This window comes from Rhodococcus jostii NBRC 16295, assembly GCF_001894825.1.
In the GTDB taxonomy this organism is placed as follows: domain Bacteria; phylum Actinomycetota; class Actinomycetes; order Mycobacteriales; family Mycobacteriaceae; genus Rhodococcus_F; species Rhodococcus_F jostii.
Window position 1 is genome coordinate 1 of record NZ_BCWY01000047.1, and the last position, 22726, is coordinate 22726.

The window sequence follows — 22726 nt, forward strand, 5'->3', positions numbered from 1 at the left end:
CTTGAGGAGCAGCGACGTCGACAGGTCGCGTGCCGAAACCGCGTACGGCTGATCGGCATTCGAGTTGTGTGGGCGGTTCGCGGGTTGCTGGGGCGCGAACTGCTGTTGCGGCTGGGGCGGCGTGAACGGTCCCTGCGGAGGGGCCTGCTGTGTGGCGGGAGCCTGCTGCGGGACGGGAGCCGCCGGGGCCTGGGTCTGCGGCCGCGCGGGCGTGGCGGCCTGGGCCTGGGCCTGGGCCTGGGCCTGGGAAGCAGGCTGCGCGAACGGGTTGGGACCCTGAGGCTGAACGTACGGTGCCTGCCGCGCGGCGTTCCAGGCGACGGCCGATCCGTTGTCGTCTCCAGGCAGGTTCGAGGCAGGCCGTACCGGCTCCCACATGCCGGCGTTGTTTTCGGACATGGCTGAACATCCCCCTCGTGAAGTCTCCATCGCCCCCACCGGAATCACACCGGTCGGAGACGTCGCGGCGGAAGGATATCAGTCGGTGGCTACGGTCAGTTCAGGCCCGCGTACGAGTGCAACCCCGACACCACCATGTTGATGATGAACAGGTTGAACAGCATCGCGACGAACCCCGCCACGTTGATCCACGCGGCCTTGGTGTCGCGCCATCCGGACGTCGCGCGGGCGTGGAGGTAGGCGGCGTAGATCACCCAGGCGATGAACGACATCGTCTCCTTCGGATCCCAGCCCCAGAATCGGCCCCAGGCGGCCTCGGCCCAGATGGCGCCGAGGATGACACCCGCGCCGAACAGCGGGAACCCTATGATCGTGGTCTTGTACGCGAGCCGGTCGAGGGTCTGGGCGTCGGGCAGGCGCTCCGCGATCCGCGCGAAGACGCCGGATCCCTCCTCGCCGTGCGGGTACCGCATGCGCAGCAGGAACAGCAGGCTCGCGATGCCCGACACCAGGAAGACACCGGAGCCGACGCTCACGATGGTGACGTGGATGGGCAGCCAGTACGACCGCAGCGCGGGGACCACGGGGGCCGCGTCGGCGTAGAGCACGGTGGCGGCGAGGAACATCAGGATCAGGACGGGAACGAGCAGGAACACCCACATCGACCGGTAGGCCGGCTTCGACAGCAGCGCGAGTCCGACGACGAGCGCGGCCGCGCAGGCCATGGTCACGAACTCGTACATGTTGCCGAGCGGGAACCGTTCGGTCGCGAATCCGCGGAGCACGATCGAGGCGAAGATCAGGACGGTGCCGACGACGAGCACGGCCGCACCCATGCCGCCGAACCGCTCGGACAGCGGCTTCTTCGGCTTCTCGATCAGCCGGCCGGGACCTGTGGCCGTCGCGGCCGGGGGTGCGCCCGCGCCGGCCGACACGAGTTCCCGGTCCTGCACGGCCCGCGCCCGCGTGGACGCGTACTGCACGATGAGCAGCACGAGTGCCAGCGCCAGCACGGTGAAGGCTGATCGGAAGGCCCAGTCGCTGTACTGCGCCAGTGTCTCGTTGGTCGTCATCGTTGGCTCTCCTGCGCGTCAGGCTTCGTGTCGTCCGTGAGCAGACGGGTGCAGAGCCGGCCGAACTCGTCGCCCCAGCCGGCCTGATCGGTCCGGGCGAGTCCACCAAGCTCTACTACAGTACGTCGTGGCCCCTGCTCCGCGGCGTCCGCGGGGTAGATGCGGGCCCAGATGCGGCGGCGCTTGACCAGCAGCGAGACGAGCAGTCCCGCCATCATCGTCAGAGCCGACACCAGCACCCACTGCTGCGCCGGGTCGTGCGACACCTGCAGGTTCACGAAGTCCACGGCTCCGTCGAACCGTACCTGGGTGCCGTCGGCCAGCGTCGAACTCTCCCCCGGCTTCAGGTTCACCCGGTCCTGCTTCACGAGCCGGCCCTGGTTGATCAGTTCCGTATTGAGCGAGAACAGCGACTGCGGGTTGCCCGTGTCGAGTCCGGTGTCGCCCTTGTAGATGTCGATGGCGACGGCCGGGTCGTTCATCGCCGGGTAGCTCGACGCCAGCAGGTTGCCGTGGAACAACGCGGTGGGAGCGAACAGTCCCTCGATCGCGATCTGGTTCTTCCGGCGCTCGTCGGTGTCTGGGTACATGCCGCCGGGTGGGTCGAACCGCATGGCGCCGCTGCTGAGGAACGTCGTCGCGTCGTCGGGACGCCACTGCAGCGTCTCCGTGCGGGTCTCCCCGTTCGGGAACGTGACGGTGAACGTCGGCGCGTACCCGTGACCCTGCAGGTAGACGCGGTCACCCTCGACGCGCAGCGGGTGGTTGACCTGCAACTGCCCGTCCCGCCACGTGTTCGTCTCGAGGTCGTCGCCGGCCTGGTACGAAATGTTGGACGTGAACATCTCGGCCTGACCGGTGTCGAGGTAGTCGGCCGCGAAGTCCTTGACCTTGACGCACAGCGGCGTCATACCGGTGCCGTCCTGCGTGTTGCCGGCCTTGAACGAGTCGAAGACGGCAGGCGACGTGGTGCAGAAGCCGGGACCGTCGTTGGCGACGACGATCACATTGCCCTCGTAACCGAACAGCTTGCCGACGGCGATCGCGACGAGCAGTCCGACGAGGGACAGGTGAAAGACGAGGTTGCCGAGTTCGCGCAGGTATCCCTTCTCCGCGGAGATGGTGATCTCGCCGTCGTGCGCGGCACGCTCCCCGCCCTCGCGGGTCTCGACCCGCCACCCCTTCAGGTGGGTGCGGATGCGGGCGGCGAGTTCCTCGGGTGTTTCGTCGACCCGGTCCTCGTGGTGGTGCGGGAGTCGCGCGAGGTTGCGCGGGGCCGGCACCGGACGGGTGCGCAGCGCCTTGGCGTGGTCGACGCATCGCGGCAGGATGCAGCCGACGAGCGAGATGAACAGCAGCACGTAGATCGCGGTGAACCAGAAGCTGCCGAACACGTCGAACAGTTCGAGTTTGTCCATCCACGGGCCGAGGGTGGGCCGGTTCGCGATGTACTCGTCGACCTTTCCCGCGTTGAGGCTGCGCTGCGGGAGCAGCGCGCCGGGAATGGCGGCGAGGGCCAGCAGGAACAGCAGCACCAGCGCCGTGCGCATGGACGTGAGTCCGCGCCAGGTGTTGCGGACGAGCGCGAACGCGCGGCCCGGCAGCGATTGACGGGGCACCGGTGCGGCTTCCGGGGCCTCGGGGGTCTGGGTGTCGCTCATCGCGTCACTCCCGTCGAACCCGCGGATTCGGCTCGCGCAGTGCGCATACTGCATGGCTGCCGATACATGTCGGTGCCTCTCGTTATTGTTCGGGAATGGGGGAGATCGTGCGTTACACCTACCGCCTGCGACCGGGCGCGACGGCAGAAACTGCACTTGTCGCGGAGTGGCATCGCTGCCGGTTCTTGTGGAACGAGGCAGTGCATCAACAGAGTTCCGGCACTATGCCGACTATGGGCTCTCTCTCTCGGATGCTTACCGAGGCGAGAGCCCGTTGCGAGTGGCTGCGGACGGGCTCGCAGGTCGCGCAACAGCAGATGCTGCGCAATTACTGGCAGGCGTTGACCGACTCGTTCAAATTGAAGGACAGGGGGCGACCGCGGCAAAAAGCGCGGAAGCGCGCTCTCCCCTCGTTGGAATTCACGACTCGGGGTTTCTCGATTAGCGACGGGCGTTTGATGCTGCCGAAAGGTACAACGATCCCCGTAGTGTGGTCCCGCGAATTGCCGTCCAAGCCAACCTCTGTCCGTGTGTACCAGGATTCCATTGGTCATTGGTATGCGTCGTTCGTCGTCCGACGACCGGATACGCCGATTCCCAGAGTAGAAGGCGCCATTGGTATCGACTGGGGTGTATCGACGACCGCGACTACCACCGACCAGCGCTACGATTTGCCATACCTTAGGCATCGGAAGCGCTGCGCCGCCGAGCTCGCAAAGGTACAACGCAAGATGGCGCGACGCCGACGTGTAGGCGCGAAACCATCGCGCGGGTATATCGCCGCCAAGAGGCAGGCCGCGCGACTGCAAAAGAAGGCGGCTCGCCAGACTCAGCACGACTCCAGGATCTGGGCACGAAGGGTCGTCGAGGACCATCAGCTGATCGCCGTGGAGGACTTCAAACCGAAGTTCCTCGTCAAATCGACAATGGCGCGAAAGTCTGCTGATGCCACGATCGGGGCGGTGAAGAGGGGGCTGATCGAATTCGCCCACCGGTTCGACCGTCAGCTGGTGCTCGTCTCGCCCAGGTACACGACCATGACGTGCTCCAGTTGCTTCGCGAGAGCCAAGCAGCAATTGGGGCTCGGCGAACAAACTTTCCGGTGTTACGGGTGCGGCAGTACTGCTCATCGTGACCGGAACGCCGCCAGGGTGATCCTGGCTGTGGCAGAGCGGGGCCACACCAGCGTTGACGATATAAGTCACTTGCAGCCCTCCTCTGGGTTGGTTGTGAGTGCGGTCCGAGTTGAAGATCCCCAGGCCTCATCAATGGGGAACCGTTAAATGGGGAGGGTCACTTCCGAGATGAAGGCGTCGCGAACCCAGCCGACGAACTGGTCCCACGCGCCGGTGACGAGGGCGATGCCCACGGCCACCAGCATGATTCCGCCGAAGATTTGAATGGTGCGCGCGTTGCGGCGCAGCCAGCCGACACCGCGCAGCGCGCGGGACGAGCCGAGCGCCAGGATCACGAACGGCAACCCGAGGCCGAGGCAGTACGCGACGATGAGGGCCACTCCGCGGGCGGCGGTGGCACCGTCGGTGCCGGCGGCGAGGGAGATGACACCCGCCAGGGTGGGGCCGAGGCACGGGGTCCAGCCGAGCGCGAACACGGCACCGAGCAGCGGGGCCCCGGCCAGGCTGGAGATGCGGCGCGGCTCGAGCCTCGTGTCGCGCTGCAGGGCCGGGATCAGGCCGATGAACACCAGGCCCATGGCGATGGTGACCACCCCGCCGACGCGCATCAGGATGTCGCGGTTGATCGCCAGGGCCGAGATGGCGCCGAACACCGAGGCGGTGGCGAGCACGAACACCACGGTGAAACCGGCGACGAACAACCCGGCCGCGCCCGCGACCCGCAACCGTCCGTCCGCGACCGTCTTCGTGCGGGTGGCGGCCTCCTCCGCGGTGACGGCCGGGGCGTCCGCCCCGACCACACCCGCGAGGTAGGACAGGTATCCGGGAACGAGCGGCACGACGCACGGCGACGCGAACGACACCAGACCGGCGAGGACGCACGCACCGAGCGCGAGCAGCAGCGGGCCGGATGCCGCGGTGGATTGGAAGGCGTCGCCGACGCCGCCGGCGAGAAGGGCAGTGCTGGTGCTCACGATTCCTGCGCCACCCGTTCGACCACCGGCTTCAGGTCTTCGACCAGCAGTTCCTTCAGGAACACGGCGGCCACGCGGTGTTCCCGGTCGAGCACGATCGTCGTGGGGATGACGCTCGTGGGGTAGTTCTGGCCCAGCGCGATCATCGTTCGCATGGCGGGGTCGTAGATCGACGGATACGACACCTTGTTGTCGATCACGAAGTCCTGCGCCTTGTCCTGCTGGTTGTCCCGCACGTTGATTCCGAGGAACGACACACCCTGGTCCTTGGTCTCCTCGTACACCTGCTCGAGGTCGTCGGCCTCACCCCGGCACGGACCGCACCACTGCCCCCACACGTTGAGGACCACGACCTGGCCCTCGAAGTCGTCGAGTGACGTGGTCTTGCCCTCGGTCATCAGGTCGGGACCCGTCACCGTGCCGATGGTGCCGCGGTCGGCCGGCGGGTCGTAGAAGATTTCCGTCTGGCCGCCCGGCGACACGAAGTCGAACGTGCCGCCCTGAGCCACGGCGTCGTCGCCGGACGCACACGCCGACAGCGACACCGCGGCCGTACAGATCACCGCGAGAAGCCCGGCGAAGCGCCCCCGACTCATGCCCCGGTCACCCTCGGATCCGATGCGCCCGCGGGCTCCGAGTACACGATGTCGATGAGGGTGTCGCCCTCGTAGACGAGCGACGTCAGCGACGCGAGACCGCACTGACGGTGGCGCGGGTCGTGCCACAGCCGCTCACCCTGGAGGAACCGGCGGAGGGTCCAGACGGGGAGCTGGTGGCTGACGACGACGGCCTCGTGTCCCACGGCCGACACCCGGGCGCTGTTGACGGCGGCGAGCATGCGGTGCGCGATCTGCAGGTACGGCTCGCCCCACGACGGGGTGAACGGATCGCGCAGCTTCCACCAGTGCCGCGGGCGGGACAGCGCGCCGTCACCGACGGAGACCTTGAGGCCCTCGAATTCGTTGCCCGCCTCGATGAGGTTCTCGTCGGTGGCGATCTCGACGCCGTGCGCGTCGGCGATCGGGGTCGCTGTCTCCTGCGCCCGCTGCAGCGGCGACGACACCACGTGGGTGATGTCGTGCTTGGCCAGCACCGACGCCACCGCTCGCGCCTGCGCCTCACCGGTCACCGACAGCCGGAACCCGGGGAGCCTGCCGTAGAGGATTCCGCGCGGGTTGTGCACCTCGCCGTGCCGGAGCACATGCACGATGGTGCGGGTCTGGGTGTGGTCGGGATGATCGGCTTCGGTCACGTCGCGGTTCCTCGGGTCGGGGCGGGAGGTCGGGTGGGAGTCGGCGGTGCGGCGGGGCGGTGTTGCCGCCACGGGGGACGACACGTCAGGGCCGGACGGCCGCGGCGGCGGCCTTGGCAGCGTGCGGCAGGGCGTCGGCGATGATCGAGAATGCCTTGTCGTCCATGGCGGCGGAGACGAACCACGCCTCGAACGCGCTCGGCGGCGGGTACACCCCACGCGACAGCAGGCCGTGGAAGAACGCCGGGAAGCGCCAGGTCTGGGCGGCCTTCGCCTCGTCGTAGTTGGTCACCGGGTCCTCGCTGAAGAACACGCTGAGCATCGTGCCTGCGGTCTGCACCCGGTGCGGCACGCTCTCCGCGGTCAGCGCGTCGGACAGCAGGGTCCGCAGGGTGGCGCTGTTGCGCTCGAGTGCGTCGTACACGCCCTGGTCCGCGGCGCGCAGGCTGGCGAGCCCGGCAGCGACGGCGACGGGGTTCCCGGACAGGGTGCCCGCCTGGTAGACGGGTCCGGCCGGGGCGAGATGCGCCATGACGTCGGCGCGGCCCCCGAACGCGGCGGCGGGCAGGCCACCGCTCATCACCTTGCCGAACGTGTAGAGGTCACCGGCGACGCCGTCGAGGCCGTACCAGCCGGCGGAGCTGACCCGGAATCCGGTCATCACCTCGTCCATGATGAGCAGCGCGCCGTTGTCGCGGGTGAGGGTGCGCAGGCCCTCGTTGAAACCGGGCTGCGGCGCCACCGCGCCCATGTTGCCGGCGGCGGCCTCGGTGATGACGCACGCGATCCGGCCCTCGTTCGCGGCGAACGCCTGGGCGACGGCGTCCAGGTCGTTGTAGGGCACGACGATGGTGTCTTCGGCCTGCGCACCCGTCACCCCGGGGGACGTGGGGAGTCCGAACGTGGCGAGTCCCGAACCGGCGTCGGCCAGCAGGGCGTCGACGTGGCCGTGGTAGCAGCCGGAGAACTTGAGGATCTTGGTCCGGCCGGTGAAGCCGCGGGCCAGGCGGACGGCGCTCATGGTGGCTTCGGTGCCGGAGTTGACCAGGCGCACCTTCTCCACCGGCGCGACCCGGCGGACGATCTCCTCGGCCAGTTCGATCTCGCCCTCGGTGGGCGCGCCGAACGACAGGCCGGTGGCGGCCGCCTTCTGCACGGCCTCGACGACGGCGGGGTGCGCGTGCCCGAGGATCATCGGCCCCCAGGAGCAGATGAGATCGACGTAGTCGTTGCCGTCGACGTCGGTGAGTGTGTAGCCGGACGCTTCCTTGATGAACCGCGGGGTGCCGCCGACCGAATGGAAGGCCCGGACCGGGGAGTTGACGCCGCCGGGAATGACCAGATCAGCCCTCTCGAAGAGCTGGGCGGAGCGGGATGCGTGCACGTCGGGGTCACCGGAGGAAACAGTCACGGCCTCCAGTGTCCCAGTTCTGTCGAATTTGCCAACGACAGGGTGTAGTGGGTGGCCAGGATCACTCTGCCCCATCCGTCGCGTCCGGACGTGTGGGGACGAGCGAGTCGAACATCGCCCGCATCTCGTCGGACAGTTTCATCAGTTCCACGTAGCCGCCGAGCGGACCGCCCTCGAGGTAGGCGAACTCCATCCCGACGCCCTCGAACCGGCCCTGCTGCACGACGGGCAGACCACGACGCGCGGCCTCCGCGAGGGTGGCGTCGAAGTCTTCGGGGACCCACGCCACGTGGTGGACGCCGGGACCGCCGGTCTCCAGCTGTTCCGTGTAGAGGTTGCGTCCGGACACCGGTTGGATCAGCTCGAGCTGCTGCCCTCCGGCGTATCCGAGGGACACGTGGACCACGTAGTCGGCGGGCTGCCCGCGGTACGTGCAGTGCTCGGGACCGAAGTGCACGTCGGGGAGCCGCAGCCATCGCGCGACGCCCAGCTGCTCCGTGAAGTACCGCTCCGCCGACTCGACGTCGTCGACCACCCAGCAGATCTGGAAGATCGGGCCGTCGACGAGACTCATGCCATCTTCCCGTTGTCCACCGCGTACACGGCGCCGTGGATGGCGGAGGCGTCGTCGGACGCGAGGAACGCCACCGTTTTCGCCACGTCCTCGGGTTCCATCAGTCCTCGCGGGGAGGCCGATTTCATGACGAGGTCGAAGTCGACACCCTCCGGAAACGTGAAGTTCGTGACCTGCGGCGTCATCATTCCGCCCGGGCAGACGGCGTTGATCCGCAGCGGTGTGCCGGTGAACTCGAGCGCCATCGCTCGGGTGAGACCCACCAGTCCGTGTTTGGCGGCGCAGTAACCGGCGGAATAGGCCTGCCCCTCCAGCCCGGCGACGGACGCGACGTTGACGATGTTGCCGCCCCGCTCGAGTAGATGCGGCAGCGCCGCCCGGGAGAGGAAGAACGGCCCGTCGAGGTTCACGGCGAGGTCGCGTGCCCAGTCCGCGTCCGTGACGTCCGCGGTGTGCCGGAGGGTGTGCGAACCGGCGACGTTGATCAGCACGTCCAGGCCGCCGAGCGTGGCGACGCACGATTCGACGGCCGCGCGGCACGCGTCCGGCGAGGCGACGTCCGTGGGCGCGCACCAGTCAGCGGCGTCCGCTCCGGCGATCTCGATCATGGCTTGCCGTAACGCTTCCCCGTCACGGGCGACGCCGAAGACGCGGGCTCCCCGGTCGGTGAGCACCCGGGCCACGGCGCGACCGAGCCCCGAGGAGGCACCGGTGACGAGTGCGATTTTCCCTGCGAACGATCCCCGATCAGTCTCATCCATCACTCGATGATGCACTGCGTGCCGGACGGACGATCACAGATTGCCGCGGGCCGCCTGTTCACGCTCGATGGACTCGAACAGAGCCTGAAAGTTGCCCGCCCCGAACCCGAGCGAGCCGTGCCGTTCGATCAGTTCGAAGAACACGGTCGGACGGTCGCCGAGGGGCTTGGTGAAGATCTGCAAGAGGTACCCGTCCTCGTCGCGGTCGACGAGGATTCCGCGCTTCTGCAGGTCCCCCACCGGCACCCGCACCGTGCCGATGCGCGCCCGGAGTTTCGGATCCTCGTAGTACGCGGCGGGAGTGTTCAGGAATTCGACGCCCTCGGTCCGCAGCGCGTCCACGGTCGCGAGGATGTCGCCGGTCGCGAGCGCGAGATGCTGACAACCCGGCTCACCGTAGAACTCGAGGTATTCGTCGATCTGCGACTTCTTCTTCCCCACCGCGGGCTCGTTGAGCGGAAACTTCACCCGGTGGTTGCCGTTCGCCACGACCTTCGACATCAGCGCCGAGTACTCGGTGGCGATGTCGTCGCCGACGAATTCGGCCATGTTCGTGAATCCCATGACCCGGTTGTAGAACCGGACCCAGTGATCCATCCGGCCCATCTCGACGTTGCCTACGGCATGATCGAGCGCCTTGAACAACCGTGTCGGCCTACCCGGTCGCGCCGCGAAACCGCTGGCGCGCGAGACGAAACCGGGCAGGTAGGGGCCGTCGTACCGGCTGCGGTCGACGATGGTGTGCCGGGTGCTGCCGTACGTGGCGATGGCCGCGAGCCGGACGGTGCCGAACAGATCGGTGACGTCGCGCGGCTCCTCGAGGATGGTGGCGCCATGCGCCCGCGCGTGCGCAATGCAGCGGTCGACGTCGAGAACCTCCATGGCCAGATCCACCACGCCGTCGCCGTGGGACCTGTGATGGTCGGCGAGCGGGCTCTTCGGATCGACCGCGCCGTGCAGGACGAACCGCGCCGACCCCGACTCGAGCACGAACGACTTGTGCGAGCGTTGGCCGGTCTCCGGGCCGGCATACGCGACGAGCGTCATGCCCCAGGTGGAGACGAAGTACTGCATGCTCTGCGTCGCATTGCCGCACACGAACACCACGGCATCCATTCCGACGACGGGAAACGGATCTGCGGCGTCGTCGTGTTCGACGAGCCCGACCAGCTGCCGAAGCTCGTCGGTCTCCAGGTGCGCGGCCACCTCGCGGGGCGTGAGGCGAATGTCGGCGATGGTCATACCTCACTGTGATCCAGCACACATCACTGCGCAACGGTGACCATTGACGCTGTTCAATCTGTACACAATGCTGGACAGAAAGACCGATCGACCGTACATATTGACCAGGGGTGCGTCATGGGTATCGACGAGCTCGACGCGGCGCTGCTCGGCCTCCTCCATGCCGAGCCGAAGGTCGGGGTGCTCGAGGCATCGAGACGACTCGGGGTGGCGCGTGGCACCGTTCAGGCGCGACTCGACCGGCTCGAACGCACCGGTGTGATCACCAGTTCCGCACCGACACTCGATCCCGAAGCGCTGGGGTTTCCGGTGGTCGCGTTCGCCACACTCGAGATCGCCCAGGGCAACGGGCACGCCGCGGTTGTCGAGCACCTGACCGCCATCCCCGAAGTGCTGGAGGCGCACACCATCACCGGGGCCGGCGACGTCCTGGTCCGCGTGGTGGCGCGCACCCACGCCGACCTGCAGCGGGTCATCAACTCGATCGTCGACGGGCACAACGTCCTCCGCTCGTCGACCGTCATCGCGACACAGACGCAGATCGCCCTGCGGCACGAGCAACTCGTCCGCGCCGCGGTCCCGGGCGGCCAGAAGGACATACCGTGACGAGCGGTCACCCGGCGCCGGATCCCGCCGGCCCGGGGCAGGAGTCGGTGTGGGACTACCCGCGGCCGCCCGCGGTCCAGCCGAGCGAAGAGCTGGTCGAGGTGTGGTTCGGCGGGCAACTCGTCGCACGGACGGGGACCCCGTTGCGGCTGCTCGAGACGAGTCACCCACCGACCTACTACCTGCCGCGCTCCTGCTTCGCGGAGGGCGTCTTGCGGCCGGTTCCCGGGAGCACGATCTGCGAGTGGAAGGGGCGGGCCGACTACTTCGACGTCATGGCAGGCGAACAGGTCGCCGATCGTGCAGCGTGGCACTATCCGCGGCCAGTTGCCGGATACGAATCACTCCTCGGGCACGTGGCAGTCATGCCGGGTTCGATGGACCGCTGTGTCGTCGACGGCGAGCGGGTCCGGCCCCAGACAGGGGGCTTCTACGGCGGTTGGATCACCCATCGGGTGGTCGGGCCGTTCAAGGGCGGGCCCGGTAGTGCCTTCTGGTGAACACCTCCCGGCGACGCTGCTCGCGTGACACCCACGCTCGACACGGCGGCGGCTAATGTCGAATCATGGCCTCCACAGCTGACCACCTGAGAAGCACACTCGACGGGCGCTGGCGGGAGGTGCGCCAGCGTGTCCGGGCCGAGTTGTCCGGCACCCCCGACTTCGCACCGCACTACACCCCCGACCTCGACGAGGCCCGCGCGACGACGCTGGCCCAGTTGCGCCTGCTCGCGAGCAACGGCTACGCGGCCGACGGATTCGCGAAAGACCACGGCGGCACCGGTGACGCCGGGGCCGCCGTCACGAGCATCGAGATGCTCGCGATGTCCGACCTGTCCCTGATGGTCAAGGCCGGGGTGCAGTGGGGACTGTTCGGCGGCGCGATCGAGAACCTCGGCACCGAGCGCCACCACGAGGCCTACGTGAAGCGGCTGATCGATCTCGATCTGCTGGGCTGCTTCGCGATGACCGAGACGGGTCACGGCAGCGACGTGCAGGCGCTCGAGACCACCGCCACATACGACGCGGACGCAGGCGAATTCGTCGTCCACTCCCCCACACCGTCCTCACGCAAGGACTACATCGGTGGCGCGGCGCAGCACGCGACGATGGCGGCGGTGTTCGCGCAGTTGATCACAGGCGGCGAGTCCCAGGGCGTGCACTGCTTCCTGGTGCCCATCCGGGACGAGGGCGGCAACGATCTGCCGGGCGTCCACACGTCCGACTGCGGATACAAGGGTGGGCTGCCCGGAGTCGACAACGGCCGAATCACGTTCGACCAGGTGCGGATTCCGCGCGAGAACCTCCTCAACAAGTACGCCGACGTGGAGCCGGACGGCACCTACACCTCACCCATCGACAACGCGAACCGCCGCTTCTTCACCATGGTGGGAACCCTCGTGCGGGGACGCGTCACGGTCGGCGGGTCCGCCGGCGCCGCCGCCCGCGTCGCCCTGTCGATCGCCACGCGGTATGCCCTGCAGCGCAGGCAGTTCAACGCACCGCAGGCCGAGGACGAGGTGCTGCTCATGGACTACCTCGTGCACCAGCGCAGGCTGTTCCCGCTGATCGCCCGCTCCTACGCACTGCAGTTCGCCCAGAACGAGCTCGTCGCCAAGATGCACGAGATCCAGAGCAGCGACGACGCCGACCCGCAGGAGCAGCGGGAGCTCGAGGGTCGCGCCGCCGGGCTCAAGGTCGCGAACACCTGGCACGCCACCCGCGCGATCCAGGAGGCCCGCGAGGCGTGTGGCGGCGCCGGGTACATGGCCGAGAACCGTCTCACCGCACTGAAGGCGGACACCGACGTGTTCACGACGTTCGAGGGCGACAACCACGTCCTGACGCAGCTCGTCGCCAAGGAACTGCTCACGTCCTACGCGGACGAGGTGCGCGGCATGAGCCCCGTCGAGTGGATGCGCTTCGCGGCCACCACCGTGTCCGACGTCGTGAAGAAGCGCACCGCCGCGCAGCAGATCATCCAGACGATCCTCGACACGAGGCAGGACAACGAGGAAGACGGGAGCCTGTTCAACCGCGGCACCCAGCTGGCGATGTTCGAGGACCGCGAGCAGTACCTGCTCTCGACCGCGGCCCGTCGCCTCCAGGGTGCGCAGAAGCGTGAGGAGAACCCGTTCGACGCCTTCAATTTCGTGCAGGATCACGTGCTGCACGCCGCGCAGGCCCACATCGACCGGATCGTGCTCGAGGCGTTCGTCGCCGGCATCGACGAATGCGAGGACGACGACGCCCGCGACCTGCTGAGTGACGTCTGCGACCTGTACGCGCTGAGCGTGATCGAGGAGGACAAGGCGTGGTTCATGGAGCACCGGCAGCTGTCGGTGGAGCGGTCGAAGGCGGTGCAGCGGGGAATCAACGAACGATGCCGGTCGCTGCGGCCGCACGCGCAGACGTTGATCGAAGGACTCGGGGTTCCCGAGGCGCTACTCGGTTCCGCGATGCTCGACGGTCCCGGGACCGACACCGTCCGCAAGACCCACATCTTCCGGTGACGGGGACGGCTCGGCGGGTTCGCCCGCCGGGCCGTGCCGGAACCGGCGCACCGAATCGATCACCAGCAACCCTGCGACCGTGACAAGCCCTGCCGCGACGGCGATCCAGGATCCCGAATACTCGGTTCCCACGAACGAGGGCGCGCTGGGAGCCACCGGGCCGAACTCCGACGTGACCTGCGCGTGGTTCCAGCACCACACTGCGAGAACGACGCCGACCACGGCGCCGATCCACTCGGCGGCCACCACCACGGCACGGCGGTTCATTCCGCCGACCCTCCCGCCGACTTCGCGAGCAACGACTCGAGCTGCGCGCGCAGTCCCTCGTCGTCCTTCGCCCACGCCTGCACCAGGGCGCCGCCCCGCAGTCGCAGTCCGATTCCACTGCGTCGCCGGGGAACCGCGGACAACTCGCCCAGACTCCGGGCTGTCTCCCACGGCTGCTGTTCGTACGCCTCGGGGTCGGCGGGGGGCATGATCTTCAGGATCTCGGAGATCGGCAGATCTTCGGTGCCCTGCCGCAACGACGACGTCGTGAGTTCGACGCTGGCGTGCCTGCGGGCCGCCACCACCTGCACGTAGACGAACCCGCTGAGCAGCACCGCGAACAGCGACAACGCGAACCAGTGCACCACGGGGCCGGTCAGCAGTTCGATGATCAAGGCGATCAGGCAGAACACCGGACCGAATGCCACCATCCGCCAACGCGCGCCGGGCTCACTGAACAGCACGGGCACGTCAGGAGAGGACACCAGGGATCACGACGAGCAACAGAGTCAGCAGAACGAAGGCCACGATGATGGCGAACATCAGTGCTTCTTTGCGAGACCCGTGTGCTCGATCGTCAGCGCGCATGGAGAAAAAGCCCTTCGGTCGAAATGAAGTCTGTCGTCTGTGCCCTTGTGACGCACTTCGTCGTCGCGCCCTTGTGACGTACTTCACGGTACATCTTTATACTTCACGAGCAAATCGAAGCTACTCGGCGGCGGGAGGCAGCCTCAGGAAGTAGCTGTTGGAATCCTTGCGGTGCATCAACACGACGGCGCCGACGGCGACCACGGCCTGAAGGATCTGCACCCCGCCGAGCGCGAGTGCGGTGCCGCTTCCGTCGGATCCGATGCCGAAGAGCACCGGAATCGTCCACACCACCATCATCACGCAGGCGATGGTGAGCAGCATCCTGGCCCAGTTCCTGCCCTTGCGCATGAAGTGCACGAACAGGAGGAAGAGCCCGGTGAGGATCAGGATCAGCACGACGGTGAACCCGATACCGACGTAGAACAGCGTCTCCACGCTGTCGCGGCTCATGTCGACCTCGCCCGACGTGACGCTGGGGTTGTTCATCAGTTCGTCGACGAACGTCGACTTCTCCCCCACCACCAGTACCATCGCGGCCAGTGCCTGGATCAGACCGAGCCCGGCCACGGCCCACAGCAACTGGGCCGCAGTGCCCACGTCGACCGGAGCCGGACGTTCGGACTTCGGCTGCGGCACCGGCGGGGGGTACGGGAAATTCTGCGGCGCCGGGCCCTGCTGATGCGGGGCCTGGTGCGGCGGTGTCGGTGGCCACTGCTGGGTCATGGCACTACCGTATCCGCCGTCGTGGCGATCACAACCAGCCCGCCGCTTCGGTGGCCCAGTAGGTCAGCACGACGTCCGCGCCGGCGCGGCGGATACTCGTGAGCGATTCGAGGATTGCGGCGTCCCGGTCGATCCAGCCGTTCTGCGCGGCGGCCGTGATCATCGAGTACTCACCCGAGATCTGATACGCCGCAACGGGGACGGGCGAGCGGTCCGCCGTCTCGCGCAGGATGTCGAGGTAGGACATCGCCGGCTTCACCATCACCATGTCGGCGCCCTCCTCGAGGTCGAGGTCCACCTCACGCAACGATTCCCGGCGATTCGCCGAGTCCTGTTGGTACGTACGACGATCGCCCTGCAACGACGAACCGACCGCCTCACGGAACGGCCCGTAGAACGCCGACGCGTACTTCGCCGAATACGCGAGTTGACCGACGTCGGTGTAGCCCGCGTCGTCCAGAGCCTTGCGGATGGCGGCGACCTGGCCGTCCATCATTCCGCTCGGACCGAGCAGATGCGCGCCGGCCTCGGCCTGCGCGACCGCCATGTCGACGTACCGCTGCAGCGTGAGGTCGTTGTCCACGGCACCGTCGGCGTCGAGCACACCGCAGTGACCGTGGTCGGTGAACTCGTCCAGACAGGTGTCCGCCATGATCACCGTCGCATCACCGACTTCGTCTGCGAGCCAGCGCAATCCGCGGTTCAGGATGCCGTCCGGATCGGACGCGCCCGAACCCTCGGCATCCTTGTCGTCGGGACGCGGCACCCCGAAAAGCATGAGCCCGCCGAGCCCCGCCTCCGCCGCCTCCGTCGCCGCCCGCCGCAACGAGTCGGGCGTGTGCTGGACGACGCCGGGCATCGACGAGATCTCACGCGGCTCGTCGATACCGTCCGCGACGAACATCGGCAACACGAGATGCCGTGGCTCGAGCGAAGTCTCGGCCACGAGCCGGCGCAGGGCCGGGGTGCGGCGAAGCCGTCGCGGTCGGTGGGTCGGAAACACGGACATGCCCTCCTTCGTCGGGCCTGTGAGTGGTTGAGGAGTGCCTGGACTCCTCAACCACTCACAGGCGCGTAGCGCCTATCGCCGTGCGCGAGACTTCTTGCGCGGCGGGGGCAGTGCGCCCTCGGCCCGCAGGCGCGCGGCGTGCTCGGCGAGAGCCTCCACCAGCGGGCCGACCTGAGCGGTCTCGGGCTGCACGTCCACACGCAGGCCGAACTCGATCGCCGTCTCGGCGGTCTTGGGGCCGATGCAGGCGACGAGGGTGCGCGCGTGCGGCTTCCCGGCGATGCCGACGAGGTTGCGGACGGTCGAGGACGAGGTGAAGCAGACGGCGTCGAACCCACCGGTCTTGATCATCTCGCGGGTCTCGGCCGGCGGCGGCGCAGCCCGGACGGTGCGGTACGCGGTGACGTCGTCGATTTCCCAGCCACGTTCGCGCAGGCCCTCGGCCAGCGTCTCGGTGGCGATGTCGGCGCGGGGCAGCAGAACCCGGTTGACCGGGTCGAACACGTCGTCGTACGGCGCGAACTCGGCCAGCAGGCCTTCGCTGGACTGCTCGCCGGCGGGCACGAGTTCGGGGTTGATTCCGAACGACCGCACCTTGGCGGCGGTGGCCTCACCGATGCAGGCGATCTTGACGCCGGAGAACGCGCGGGCGTCGAGCCCGAACTCCTCGAACTTCTCCCACACCGCACGCACCGCGTTGGTGGAGGTGAAGACCACCCACTGGTAGCGGCCGTCGACGAGACCCTTCACGGACCGTTCCATCTGCGCCGGGCTGCGGGGCGGCTCGACGGCGATCGTCGGCACCTCGATCGGGATGGCGCCGTGCGTGACCAGGCGGTCGCTCATTTCGCCGGCCTGATCCTTGGTGCGCGGCACCAGGACCTTCCAGCCGTACAGTGCGCGCGACTCCCACCAGGACATCTTGTTGCGCTGGGCGACAACCTTGCCGACCGTCACGACCAGCGAACCGACCAGTTCGGATCCGGCCTCGTTCAGCGTCGCGAGGGTGGCCTCCACGGTGCGCTGCTGCCGGGTGGTGCCGCGGACGGTGATGGCGGCCGGTGTCTGCGGGGCCAGGCCGTGCTCGACGAGCGCGCTCGCCGTCTCGGCGAGGTGACCCGACGTGGCGTGCAGGACCAGCGGTCCGGGTGCGGCGGCCAGGGCCGCCCAGTCGACCTCACCGCGCACGTCGGCCTCGGTGTGCCCCGACCCCAGCGCCATACCGGCGTAGGAGGGGACGGCGGACGCGGACGGCAGGCCGGGCAGGACCTCGAACTGCACCTGGGTGCGGGCGACGGCGGTGACCTCGGCGATCACGGAATCGGTGGTCAGCGGATCGCCGGACACCAGACGCACGACGTCGTGGCCGTTCTTCGCCTCGTGGACGAGGGTCTTCGCGACCTCCGCCGGCTCACCCAGCGCGGGCCGGACCTCGGCGAGCGGCTCACCGGTCTCGGCGTCGACGCCCAGGTCGGTGCCCACCAGAACGGTGACGCCCTTGTCGACGTCGGGGTCGGTGAAGGCGAGGGTCGCTGCGGCAAGGACGTCCCGTGCGTGCACGGTGAGCAGTGCCGGATCGCCCGGTCCGGATCCCACGAACAGGATTCGTCCGGGGGTGTTCTTACGGACTCGGCTCATCGGTAATTCTCCAGTGCGATCATGTGTCGAGATGGGTACAGGAAGCGGATCGGCCGATCAGTCGGCCTTCGCACATCAAACATCGGCATCACCGGCCTCGGTGACATTCATCAGCTCCCGCGCACCGAGCTCGAGAAGCTCCCGCGCGACGGAGCGGCCGAGTTCTTCGGCGTTCTCCGGGGAGCCGACGGCCCCCGTGCGTATGACGTCGGAACCGTCGATGGCTGCGGCGCAGCCTCGGACGGACAGTTCGTCGAAGATGCGGCCGTCGTCGTCGAGCGATTCGACGACCTCGGCGATGGCGCCGACGGGCGCGGTGCAGCCGGCCTCGAGCTCGGCGAGCAGCGCGCGTTCCGCGGTGACGGCGGCGCGACTGTTCGGGTCGTCGAGCTCCGACAGGATCGCGACGAGCGCGGTGTTCGCCGACAGGCATTCGACGGCGAGCGCGCCCTGCGCGGGTGCAGGCAGCATCTGGACCGGTTCGAGAGACTCGGTGATCAGGTCCAGGCGGCCGATCCGGGCCAGCCCGGCCCGCGCGAGGACGACGGCGTCGAGTTCGCCGGATTCGACCTTGCCGAGTCGGCGCTGCAGGTTGCCGCGCAGCGGGCGGATGTCGAGGCCGAGGCCCAGCGCCCGGAGCTGCGACGTGCGCCGCGGTGCGGACGTGCCGACCTTCGAACCGGCCGGCAGCTCACCGAGCACCAGTCCGTCGCGGGCCACGAGCGCGTCTCGCGGATCCTCCCGCGGCGGGATGGCGGCGATGGTGAACCGCTCGTCGCGGGCGGTCGGCAGGTCCTTGTAGGAGTGGACGGCCACGTCGACCCGGCCGTCGGCGAGCGCTTCGCGCAGTTCGGCAGTGAAGACACCGACCCCGATCTTCTCCACCGATTCCATGGACTGGTCGCCCTTGGTCTTGATGATGACGAGTTCGGCGTCGTGCCCGGCCGAGATCAGTGCGTCACGCACGGTGCCGGCCTGGGTGGTCGCGAGCTCACTCCCCCGGGTTCCGATCCGCAGAGTGCGGGTGCCGACGGCGCTCATGCCTGCGATTCCTTCCCGTGGTTGTCGTCTGCGACGAAGCGGCGCAGGCGCGGGTCCTGGCCGGCGATGAAGCCGTCCGTGATGTCGATGGCACCGAGGTCGGTGGCGCTTCCCAGGTCGGTGGGCTTCGCGACGGCCTCGACCGCTCCGGGGCTCAGTTCGAACAGTTCGCGCAGGGCGGCGGCGTACGAGTCGCCGCCGGGCGCGGACGCGAGCTGCTTGACCCGGACGGTCGGCGCGTGGAGGAGTTTGTCGACGACGCGCCGGACGGTGCGGGCCACCTCGTCGCGCTCGGGGTCGTCGAGCCCGGGCAGACGCGAGTCCAGTCGCATGAGTTCCGCCTCGACCACGTCCGCCGCGCGCTGGCGCAGGGCGGTGACGGTCGGTGTGACCTCCGCCAGGCGCTGGCCTGCCAGGTAGTTGGCGAGTTCGGCGGCAACGATCGTCCGGGCGGCGTCGGCGTCGGATGCGGCCGCGCCGGCGGCGGGGTCGCGCTGCAGCGACTCCATGTCGAGGACGGTGACCCCGGGCAGACCCGCCACGGCGGGCTCCACGTCGCGGGGCAGTCCGAGGTCGCAGATGACGAGGGGGCGTTCGGGGTCGCGGCCGGGCTGCGCCAGCGCGCGGTGGGTGTCCGCGAGCGTGACGACGGCGCCGACCGCGCCGGTACAGGTCACGAGGACGTCCGCCTGGGCCATCGCAGTGGGCAGTTCACTCAGTTCGAGGGCCTCCGACTCGACGCCGTTGGACCGGGCCGTGTCGGCGAGGTGCTCCGCACGCTCCTTGGTGCGGTTCACGACGATGATGCGGCCGATCCCGGCACGCGTGAGGTGCGCGACCGACAGCCCGCCCATGGAACCGGCGCCGACGACGACAGCGGTGCGTCCGGCGAGTCCGCCCGTTCCCACGATTCCGGCGGCGCGGTCGAGGGCCACGGACACGACGGAGGCGCCCGCGGAGTCGATGCCCGTTTCCGAGTGCACCCGCTTGCCGACGCGCAGTGCCTGCTGCGCGAGTTCGTGCAGCGTGCGGCCCGCGGCCTGCTGGGCGTCGGAAGACGCATACGCGGTCCGGATCTGGCCCAGGATCTGCTGCTCGCCGATCACCATCGAATCGAGACCGCTGGCCACGGCGAACAGATGCTCGGCGGCGGCCTCGCTGTAGCGCACGTACGCGTGCCGGTGCAGGTCCGTCAGATCGAGCCCGGAATGGTCGGCGAGCAGTTCGCCGACCTCGGTCAGCGCACCGTGGAACGCATCGACGACCGCGTAGATCTCCACCCGATTGCAGGTGGAGACGATCATCGCCTCCGAGATGTGCGACGACGCCAGAAGCTTGTCCGTCAACTTCGGGCGATCGGTGTCGGTGACAGCCACTCGCTCGAGAACCGGCACCGGGGCCGTCCTGTGCGAGACCCCGACAAGCAGAACACTCACGGCGCGATCACTGATCCGTTTCTTGGTGCGGTGGACGGGACAGCCGAATGTCCGATGCGCACGCGCGGAGCGGTGGGGACCGATTCCGTGTTGCGTGCGCTGTTGAACGAGAGAACCTGCATTTCGACGGCGAGGTCGACGCGGCGCATCTCGACGTGATCGGGGACGTCGAGTGAGGTCGGCGAGAAGCTGAGGATGCAGCGCAGTCCGGCGCGGACGAGCCGGTCGGCGACTTCCTGCGCCGCCTCGTCCGGCGTCGAGATGACACCGATGGTGGCTTCGAGTTCGACGCAGGCCTGCTCGAGTTCGTCGACGTGCCGCACGGTGAGGTCGCCCACCGGCGCACCCACCCGGGCCGGGTCGCTGTCGAACAGTCCGACCATGGAGAACCCGCGGCGGCCGAAGCCGCCGTAGCCGGCGAGGGCCTGGCCGAGGTTCCCGACGCCGACGAGCACCACCTTGTGTCCGCGGTCCAGGCCGAGCGCGCGCTCGATGCGGGCTCGGAGGCGCGTCACGTCGTAGCCGACGCCGCGCACGCCGTTCGGCCCGAGAAAGGACAGGTCCTTGCGGAGCTTCGCGGAGCCGACACCGGAGGCGGCGGCGAGTTCCTCGCTGGAGACGATGATCGTGCCGCGTTCCGTCAGCACTCCGAGGACCCGCAGGTACGTCGCGAGGCGCGTCACCGTAGCCTGGGGGATGTCCCTCGATTCGGGGAGCGGGGACGCACCGGCGACCGAGGGGGCCGGAGAACCGACCACAGACGGCCCGACCGCGCCCGTGACGCCAGGGGCCACAGACCCATGCGTCTGGTGCGTTTCGGTCACGTCGTTGGCTCCTCGTCCGACCGGCATTCGATGCCGTTCTTCACGATGCTCCGGGGAATTGTTCACACCACGGTAACTGCTTGTGAACCCATGCACAAAGTCGCTGCGACTGCGCGACATGCGGTCCTACCTGCACGGCATCGGAAGATCCCACTTTTAGGGTTCCCTTACTTGCGTAAATCCGAGCGAAGGCGCTCTTCGTCGACCTCCCAGTAACTGTGCTCACGTCCGTCGAGCATCACCACCGGCAATCGGTCACCGAATTCGGCCCTCAGTTCGGGGTCCGTGGCGGCCGCCTCGTCGACGTCTATGCACGTCAGTTCCAGCCCGAACTCCTCGCACAGAACCAGCAGCCGCTCGCGGGCCGGCGCGCACGCACCGCACCCCGCCCGCGTGAGAAGCGTCACCTCGTGTCCGCCCGTGCTCATGCCTCGTCACTTCCTTTCGCCGCCTCCGGTGGAGTCACTGTGCCGTTTCCGGGTGCGGTGACGCCAATCGCCTCGGAGATGAACGTCACACAGTTCCCCGCGGGCGGCCATCCACCCGCCCCGTCCCAGACTCGCGGGATAGGCTGCTCCCAGAGGCTTCTGCGATACGGGAGGTGCGAGTGCCTGCGCGATCACTACCGAGCGGCTCGGGTTTCGGTTCAGGTCTGGCGGGGATCATCCTCCCGGGCCGGCGCCAGTTCAGGAATCCGCTGGGACCCAGCGAGGCCGAGGTACGTGCCAATGTCGCAGGTGAGGCGAGCGCCGACGCGGCCCTCGCACTCCATGTCGCGTCCGGCGAGGAAACCGAGGTCGAGGAACACGACATTCCTCTCGACCTCACGGCCGCCGCGTTCTTCGACGTCGACAACACGATGGTCCAGGGCGCGTCGATCATCCACTTCGCCCGCGGGCTCGCCGCCCGCAAGTATCTGAAGACGTCCGACCTCGTCGACTTTGCGTGGAAGCAGATCAAGTTCCGCGTCACCGGCAAGGAGAGCAGCGACGACGTCGCCTCCGGCCGCGAGAAGGCCCTCTCGTTCGTCTCCGGACGGTCGACCGCCGAACTCGCCCGGCTCGGTGAGGAGATCTACGACGAGGTCATCGCCGACAAGATCTGGCCCGGCACCCGGGCCCTCGCGCAGATGCATCTCGACGCCGGACAGCAGGTATGGCTCGTCACCGCGACCCCGGTGGAGCTCGCCCAGGTCATCGCGAAGCGCCTCGGCCTGACCGGCGCCCTCGGCACGGTCGCCGAGAGTGAGGACGGACTGTTCACCGGACGTCTGGTCGGCGACATCCTGCACGGCCTCGGCAAGGCCCACGCCGTGCGCGCCCTGGCCGTCCGCGAGGGTCTCAACCTCAAGCGCTGCACCGCGTACTCGGACAGCCACAACGACGTGCCCATGCTGTCGCTCGTCGGCACCGCGGTCGCCATCAACCCGGATACCGATCTGCGCGAACTCGCCAAGAACCGGGGCTGGGAGATCCGCGACTTCCGGACCGGACGCAAGGCCGCCAAGATCGGTGTCCCCACGGCGCTGCTCCTCGGCGCCGCCGGCGGTGCGCTGGCGGCGATCGTCGCCCGCCGCCGCGAACAGGCCGCCTGAGC

23 protein-coding genes and 1 pseudogene are annotated in these 22726 nt (G+C 68.5%); 5 read left to right on the forward strand and 19 right to left on the reverse strand.

All coding sequences use genetic code 11. The features are described from left to right. The 3 genes and pseudogenes from RJ1_RS26680 to resB all read right to left on the reverse strand — a co-directional run. Positions 1–399 (reverse strand): annotated as a pseudogene (locus RJ1_RS26680) (MinD/ParA family protein); the annotation flags it as partial. 95 nt (positions 400–494) lie between these two features. Next, positions 495–1472, reverse strand: coding sequence for a c-type cytochrome biogenesis protein CcsB (gene ccsB, locus RJ1_RS26685; protein ID WP_073365541.1), 978 nt, complete (start codon positions 1470–1472; stop codon positions 495–497). Next, positions 1469–3133, reverse strand: a complete 1665-nt coding sequence (resB, locus tag RJ1_RS26690; protein WP_073365608.1) for a cytochrome c biogenesis protein ResB — start codon at positions 3131–3133, stop codon at positions 1469–1471. The genes ccsB and resB overlap by 4 nt, the downstream gene beginning before the upstream one ends. Positions 3134–3228: 95 nt before the next feature. Between resB and RJ1_RS26695 the strand changes: the two genes are divergently transcribed. Continuing rightward, positions 3229–4416, forward strand: a complete 1188-nt coding sequence (locus RJ1_RS26695) for an RNA-guided endonuclease InsQ/TnpB family protein (protein ID WP_073365542.1) — start codon at positions 3229–3231, stop codon at positions 4414–4416. On the opposite strand, the gene RJ1_RS26700 is transcribed toward RJ1_RS26695, so the two are convergent. The 7 genes from RJ1_RS26700 to hppD all read right to left on the reverse strand — a co-directional run bounded on the left by RJ1_RS26700 (position 4413) and on the right by hppD (position 10483). Continuing rightward, on the reverse strand, positions 4413–5243 hold the full coding sequence (locus RJ1_RS26700) for a cytochrome c biogenesis CcdA family protein (RefSeq protein ID WP_073365543.1): 831 nt from the start codon (positions 5241–5243) through the stop codon (positions 4413–4415). The two genes, RJ1_RS26695 and RJ1_RS26700, sit on opposite strands and share 4 nt — an antisense overlap. Then, positions 5240–5839, reverse strand: a complete 600-nt coding sequence (locus RJ1_RS26705; protein WP_073365544.1) for a TlpA disulfide reductase family protein — start codon at positions 5837–5839, stop codon at positions 5240–5242. Before RJ1_RS26705 ends, RJ1_RS26700 begins: the two co-directional genes overlap by 4 nt. Then, positions 5836–6495 carry a histidine phosphatase family protein gene (locus RJ1_RS26710; RefSeq protein ID WP_073365545.1) on the reverse strand — a complete coding sequence of 220 codons (660 nt, stop codon included), beginning with the start codon at positions 6493–6495 and terminating at the stop codon, positions 5836–5838. The genes RJ1_RS26705 and RJ1_RS26710 overlap by 4 nt, the downstream gene beginning before the upstream one ends. 85 nt (positions 6496–6580) lie before the next feature. Then, on the reverse strand, positions 6581–7906 hold the full coding sequence (gene hemL / locus RJ1_RS26715; RefSeq protein WP_073365546.1) for a glutamate-1-semialdehyde 2,1-aminomutase: 1326 nt from the start codon (positions 7904–7906) through the stop codon (positions 6581–6583). Positions 7907–7967: 61 nt separating this feature from the next. Then, entirely contained in the window at positions 7968–8480 is a 513-nt protein-coding gene (locus RJ1_RS26720; protein ID WP_073365547.1) for a VOC family protein, read from the reverse strand. Further along, entirely contained in the window at positions 8477–9241 is a 765-nt protein-coding gene (locus tag RJ1_RS26725; RefSeq protein WP_073365548.1) for an SDR family NAD(P)-dependent oxidoreductase, read from the reverse strand. The genes RJ1_RS26720 and RJ1_RS26725 overlap by 4 nt, the downstream gene beginning before the upstream one ends. Positions 9242–9274: 33 nt before the next feature. Then, positions 9275–10483: a 4-hydroxyphenylpyruvate dioxygenase gene (hppD, locus tag RJ1_RS26730; protein WP_073365549.1), complete on the reverse strand. Its 1209-nt coding sequence runs from the start codon at positions 10481–10483 to the stop codon at positions 9275–9277. A 117-nt stretch (positions 10484–10600) separates the two neighbouring features. Between hppD and RJ1_RS26735 the strand changes: the two genes are divergently transcribed. The 3 genes from RJ1_RS26735 to RJ1_RS26745 all read left to right on the forward strand — a co-directional run bounded on the left by RJ1_RS26735 (position 10601) and on the right by RJ1_RS26745 (position 13601). Then, the gene (locus RJ1_RS26735) at positions 10601–11089 is read left to right on the forward strand and encodes an Lrp/AsnC family transcriptional regulator (protein WP_073365550.1); all 489 of its coding nucleotides are present in this window, start codon (positions 10601–10603) and stop codon (positions 11087–11089) included. Further along, on the forward strand, positions 11086–11589 hold the full coding sequence (locus RJ1_RS26740; RefSeq protein ID WP_073365551.1) for a DUF427 domain-containing protein: 504 nt from the start codon (positions 11086–11088) through the stop codon (positions 11587–11589). The genes RJ1_RS26735 and RJ1_RS26740 overlap by 4 nt, the downstream gene beginning before the upstream one ends. A 65-nt stretch (positions 11590–11654) precedes the next feature. After that, on the forward strand, positions 11655–13601 hold the full coding sequence (locus RJ1_RS26745; protein WP_073365552.1) for an acyl-CoA dehydrogenase family protein: 1947 nt from the start codon (positions 11655–11657) through the stop codon (positions 13599–13601). On the opposite strand, the gene RJ1_RS26750 is transcribed toward RJ1_RS26745, so the two are convergent. The 9 genes from RJ1_RS26750 to RJ1_RS26790 form a co-directional block, all read right to left on the reverse strand. Beyond that, complete coding sequence (locus tag RJ1_RS26750) at positions 13533–13868, reverse strand: hypothetical protein (protein WP_073365553.1); 336 nt, start codon at positions 13866–13868, stop codon at positions 13533–13535. The genes RJ1_RS26745 and RJ1_RS26750 overlap by 69 nt on opposite strands. Further along, positions 13865–14299, reverse strand: coding sequence for a transport-regulating membrane protein Mce1N (gene mce1N / locus RJ1_RS26755; protein WP_143048977.1), 435 nt, complete (start codon positions 14297–14299; stop codon positions 13865–13867). Before mce1N ends, RJ1_RS26750 begins: the two co-directional genes overlap by 4 nt. 277 nt (positions 14300–14576) lie before the next feature. Further along, positions 14577–15182, reverse strand: coding sequence for a hypothetical protein (locus RJ1_RS26760; RefSeq protein ID WP_073365555.1), 606 nt, complete (start codon positions 15180–15182; stop codon positions 14577–14579). Positions 15183–15210: 28 nt separating this feature from the next. Next, positions 15211–16185 (reverse strand): porphobilinogen synthase, encoded by a 975-nt coding sequence (gene hemB, locus RJ1_RS26765; RefSeq protein ID WP_073365609.1) that lies wholly within the window; start codon positions 16183–16185, stop codon positions 15211–15213. A 78-nt stretch (positions 16186–16263) separates the two neighbouring features. Continuing rightward, positions 16264–17829, reverse strand: coding sequence for a bifunctional uroporphyrinogen-III C-methyltransferase/uroporphyrinogen-III synthase (locus RJ1_RS26770; protein ID WP_073365556.1), 1566 nt, complete (start codon positions 17827–17829; stop codon positions 16264–16266). Between the two features lie 75 nt (positions 17830–17904). Beyond that, positions 17905–18870, reverse strand: coding sequence for a hydroxymethylbilane synthase (hemC, locus tag RJ1_RS26775; protein ID WP_073365557.1), 966 nt, complete (start codon positions 18868–18870; stop codon positions 17905–17907). Further along, the gene (locus RJ1_RS26780) at positions 18867–20306 is read right to left on the reverse strand and encodes a glutamyl-tRNA reductase (RefSeq protein ID WP_073365558.1); all 1440 of its coding nucleotides are present in this window, start codon (positions 20304–20306) and stop codon (positions 18867–18869) included. The genes hemC and RJ1_RS26780 overlap by 4 nt, the downstream gene beginning before the upstream one ends. After that, positions 20303–21157 (reverse strand): redox-sensing transcriptional repressor Rex, encoded by an 855-nt coding sequence (locus RJ1_RS26785; protein ID WP_073365559.1) that lies wholly within the window; start codon positions 21155–21157, stop codon positions 20303–20305. The genes RJ1_RS26780 and RJ1_RS26785 overlap by 4 nt, the downstream gene beginning before the upstream one ends. A gap of 140 nt (positions 21158–21297) precedes the next feature. Then, entirely contained in the window at positions 21298–21558 is a 261-nt protein-coding gene (locus RJ1_RS26790; RefSeq protein ID WP_073365560.1) for a glutaredoxin family protein, read from the reverse strand. Between the two features lie 179 nt (positions 21559–21737). On the opposite strand from RJ1_RS26790, the gene RJ1_RS26795 reads away from it, so the two are divergent. Then, entirely contained in the window at positions 21738–22724 is a 987-nt protein-coding gene (locus RJ1_RS26795) for an HAD family hydrolase (RefSeq protein WP_073365561.1), read from the forward strand. Positions 22725–22726 lie beyond the last annotated feature (2 nt).